This window comes from Streptomyces sp. SID3343, assembly GCF_009865215.1.
Taxonomy (GTDB): Bacteria; Actinomycetota; Actinomycetes; order Streptomycetales; family Streptomycetaceae; genus Embleya.
Map to the genome: position 1 here is coordinate 1 of NZ_WWJX01000697.1, position 4,379 is coordinate 4,379.

General features: G+C 71.5%; 3 protein-coding genes and 1 pseudogene. 1 reads left to right on the forward strand and 3 read right to left on the reverse strand.

The window, feature by feature from the left end:
- Positions 1-1,380 (reverse strand): DHA2 family efflux MFS transporter permease subunit (locus GT354_RS21420; protein ID WP_161357971.1); only part of this gene is annotated, 1,380 nt, incomplete at its 3' end.
- A gap of 362 nt (positions 1,381-1,742) precedes the next feature.
- Here GT354_RS21420 and GT354_RS21425 point away from each other — a divergent pair.
- The gene (locus tag GT354_RS21425) at positions 1,743-2,252 is read left to right on the forward strand and encodes a helix-turn-helix domain-containing protein (RefSeq protein WP_161357968.1); all 510 of its coding nucleotides are present in this window, start codon (positions 1,743-1,745) and stop codon (positions 2,250-2,252) included.
- 99 nt (positions 2,253-2,351) lie between these two features.
- Here the strand turns inward: GT354_RS21425 and GT354_RS21430 are convergent.
- Positions 2,352-2,738: pseudogene (locus GT354_RS21430) on the reverse strand (VOC family protein); the annotation flags it as partial.
- Positions 2,735-4,006, reverse strand: coding sequence for an erythromycin esterase family protein (locus tag GT354_RS21435; RefSeq protein WP_161357970.1), 1,272 nt, complete (start codon positions 4,004-4,006; stop codon positions 2,735-2,737). The gene GT354_RS21435 and the pseudogene GT354_RS21430, both read right to left, overlap by 4 nt.
- Positions 4,007-4,379: the final 373 nt, after the last annotated feature.

Genomic DNA, 4,379 nt, shown 5'->3' on the forward strand with positions numbered 1-4,379 from the left:
GGCGTCGACGGCCGCCGGGGTGGGCGTGCTCGGCGCGGCCTGGTCGCGGGCCGGCTTGGATCGGGGCAGGAGCAGCGACGCGAGCGCGGTCAGGAGGGTCGCGCCGGCCAGGATGTACCAGGCCCGGTCGTAGCCGGCGAGGGTCGCCGGGGCGCCGACGGCCGCGACGAAGACGGCGACGCCGAGCGCCGAACCGACCTGGCGCAGCATGGTGATCACGCCGGAGCCGGTGGCGAAGCGCGCAGGAGGCAGGGCGCCGGTCGCGGTCGCCATCAGGGTGGGCAGGATCAGGCCGACGCCGACACCGCCGAGGAGCATGCCCGGCAGGTAGTCGACGGCGTAGTTCGCGTGTGGTTCCAGGCACGCGATCCACAGGCCCATCCCGGCGGTGAAGGCGATGCCGCCGACGAATACGAGCGGGCCCGGGCCCGTGCGGGCGACGTGGCGGCCGGCCAGGATCGTCACGAACGGCACGACGAGCGGACCGGGCGCGGTGGCGAGTCCGGTGCGCAGCGCGGACCAACCCCACACGGTCTGCATCCACAGCGTCGAGGAGATCAGCATGCCCGCGAAGGCGACGCCGAACAGGGTGTTGGCGACGCCGGCGACGGCGTAGGTGCGGTCCTTGAGCAGGGCGGTCTCCACGACGGGGCGCGGGTGTCGGCCGTTGCGCAGCACGAACGCGACGGCGACCGCGAGCGTCGCGGCCCACACCGCGCCGGAGCGACCGGACAGCCATCCCCAGTCCTGGGAACGCACCACACCGAGCGAGAGCAGGCCGATGCCCGCGCTGAGCAGCACCGCGCCGAGCAGGTCGGGGAAGGGGCCGCGGTCGGTGGGCGCGGGGTCGGGCAGCAGTCGCGGGCCGAGCGCCAGGGTGAGCACGCCGACGGGCAGGTTGACGAGGAAGACCCAGCGCCAACCGGGTTCGAGCAGCAGACCGCCCAGGACCGGGCCGAGGGCCGCGGCGAGGCCGCCGATCGCGGCCCACATGCGGATGACGGCGCCGCGTCGTTCCGGCGGGTACGAGCTGAGCAGGAGTCCGAGCGACGCGGGCATCAGGACTGCGGCGCCGACCGCTTGGAGCAGGCGTGCGACGACCAGGACGCCGAGCCCGGGGGCCGCGGCGCACAGCACCGACGCGAGGGTGAACACGGCGATGCCGGCGAGGAAGGTGCGGCGGTGGCCGAGCCGATCCGACAGGCGGCCGGCCGGCACGAGCAGCGCGGCGAAGACGACGGTGTAGGCATTGAGCACCCACGACAGGTCCGCCAGCGACGCGCCGGACCACGTGTCGGCGAGCGAGGGCATCGCGACGTTGACGATGAACAGGTCGAGGTTGACCAGGACCACGCCGGCGCAGACCAGGGCGGCGGCCAGGGCGCGGGGCGGGCTCGGGGGTTCGGCGGCGGGCGCACTCGACGGGTGTGGGGGGCCTTGCGGGCGCGGCGAACCTTCCCGGTGGGGCGGGCGTTTCGGATCCCGTGCACCTTCCGAATGCGGCGGGCTTTTCACATCCCGCAAACCCCCGGCATGCGGTGGGTCCTTCGGATCCCGCGAATCTTCCGGGGGCGGCGGGCCGCCCGGACGGGACGCGCTTTCCGGGCCGGACGCGTTTTCCGGATGGGGCGGGTCTTCGATGCGGCGGGTGGTGCCCATGGCGGTCTCCCCACGAGTGAGTCCTATGACGAGACTCAAGCTAGAGGGGTAAGTTGTTTCACGCAACCCACTACACTGTCCGCATGCGTCGCAAGAGTTTCGAGGACATGCACTGCTCCGTCGCCCAGTTCCTGGAGGTGGCCGGCGAGTGGTGGAGCATGCTGATCGTCCGGGACGCGACGCTGGGCATCACCCGCTTCGACGACTTCCACGAACGGCTCGGCATCTCGCGCAACGTGCTCACCCAGCGACTCGAACACCTGATGGCTCACGGGGTGTTGACGCGCGAGGCGTACCAGGACAACCCGGTGCGCTACGACTACCGCCTCACCGAGAAGGGGCGCGCGCTGTGGCCGGTGCTGGCCGCGATGCGGCAGTGGGGCGACGAGTGGGCGGCGCCCGACGGGCCCCCGCTGATCCTGCGGCACGACGCGTGCGGGCACCCGACGAAACTCGTTCCGGTGTGCTCGGAGTGCGGGGAGCGGGTGACCTCGTCGAACGACCTGAGCGTCGCCGCGGGGCCGGGCGCGCGCGACGGGCTGCTTCCGGTGCCGCGACACGGGGGCCGAGCGGTCGGTCGCGGAACCGGATGACTACCGGGCTGTTCCGGGTCGGCACGAGCTGGGCGTCGGCCCGTGCGTGATCGGTCCCGTACGCAGGTCCGGCTGTGCGGACGGCGTGACGTGGGTGGACGGCGCCAGAGTGCGCACGACGTCGAACTCGTTGCCTTCGGGGTCGGCCATGACCACCCAGCTCCGGGCGGCGCCTTGGCCCACGTCCGTCGTGGTGGCGCCGAGGCCGAGCAACCTGGTGACTTCGTCTTCGGTACTGACGTCGACAGGGCTCACGTCGAGGTGGAGCCGGTTCTTCACGGTTTTGCCCTCGGGCACCCGAATGAACACCATCGTGGGCGGCATCTGGCCGGCCCGGATCGCCTCGACCGTCGGCTCCCAGGAGCCGATCTCGACTTTGCCTTCGCTTCGGTCGAGCACCGTGAAGTCCAGGACTTCGCACCAGAAGACCGCGAGCAGCTCCGGGTCGTGGCAATCGACGACCAACTCGGTGAACCTGCTGGTCATGGCTTCTCCAGGTCGGTGACGGTGGAGACGGGGGCGCTGAGGATGCCGTCGAACGCGTCGATGACGGGGGTGCGCTGGTGGATGCTCTGCATCCGGATGTGCTCGGGGCCGCGGAGGTTGTCCGCTCGGGCTGGACGGAGATCGGCCAGGGCGAGCCCGAGGCCGGTGTCGGCGAAGGCCGCTTCGATGCTTCCGGGCACGGGTGGCTCCAGCGGGGTCTCGTGGATGCCGAATCCGAAGGAAGCCTCTTCGTCGCGACGCATCTCGGCCGTGTGCCCCGTGACGCTGGTCAGGCCGAGGGCGAAGTAGGTGTCGCCGAGGGCGTTGTGCAGGTGCTGTCCCATGGGGAGCCCGGTGAGGTGCCCGTCGAAGGCGATCGGTGTCCTCTGGATGTGGGCGTTGTGCGCCACCAGTACGACGCGGGCGGTGGGTTCGACTCGGTCCAGGTGCCACAGCAGCGATTCGGCCATGTAGAGGTCGCGGGCGGAGGTGTCGGCCGTCAGGCCCTCTCCGGCGAAAAGGGCGGCCATGGCGCGGAAGGTGTAGTCGCCGTGGCAGGCACCTTCCAGCCGTCGCAGGGCGGTGTCGTAGCCGTGCCGGTCTCCACGGGAGAGGTACAGCGGTTTCAGGGAACGGAACCGGATGAGCAGCCGCGCCAGGAGCGCGCTGAGGGTGTCCTGTTCGGTGGTGGCCAGGCGCGCCCACGCGGGTGCGGCCACGGCTGCGGAGTCACCTGCGAAGGATGCGGCGATCTCGATCGCGCTGCGGACCGTCGGCAGGGTTTCCGGGTCGATCCGGCGAAGGTAGTCGGCTACGGGGGTCAGGGCCGGGAGCAGCGACCCGCCGGCCGCCGGGATGTCGATTCCCGCGAAGCGAACCGGTGTTGCGGCTGTGCGGTTGTGCCGGCGGATATAGCGCATCGGATCCGGGAGTCCGATGGGCACCGATGATGCCAGGAGCGCGGAGAGGTCGCCCTCCTCGCCTTGGGCCCAGGCGTCGAGGGAGAAGGCTTCGCTGAAGCCGTACTCGAAGGCCAGGACGGTGAAGCCGCAGCGTTCGACGAGGAAGCGCAGGATGCGCAGGCGCATCGCGGCGAACTCGTCGATGAAATGGGAATGCTCGCCCAGGGCGACCACGCGGACGCCGTCCAGGATGTCATGCAGCGGTTCCAGGTCGTCCAGGGGCGCTGCCGGGTCGAGGTGGCTGAGCGGGGTGGCACGGCCGCGGAGCCAGTCGGTGAAGGGTGTCGGGACGGTTTCGGTGGGCATGCGGGGTGACTTCCGCGAGAGGAGACGGTGAGGAACGTGGGCGCGCGCGTGTCCGGCACGCCCTGCCGTTGGGGCAGTAGCGTGGCCGGATCGTGCAATCCTGTCAAAGGCCGTCGACCTCTTGCCCGGCGCGCCGCTCGGCCCGACCTTCCAGGCCTTGGTCGGGGCCACGGGCGTGAGGTGAGACAACGCGCCTGCCGTATTCGCCCGTGAGTCGGTGACGCAGGTGCAGGACACACGAGCGAGCGCGCACCCCCGGCCCCACCAGACCGGGGGTGCGCGCACGCCCGTCCCGATCAGCGCTCGGCGTGGACCTGCCTGCGCCGGCTGGTCACCACCGCGACGCCGCCGGCGAGCACGATCATCGCGCCCA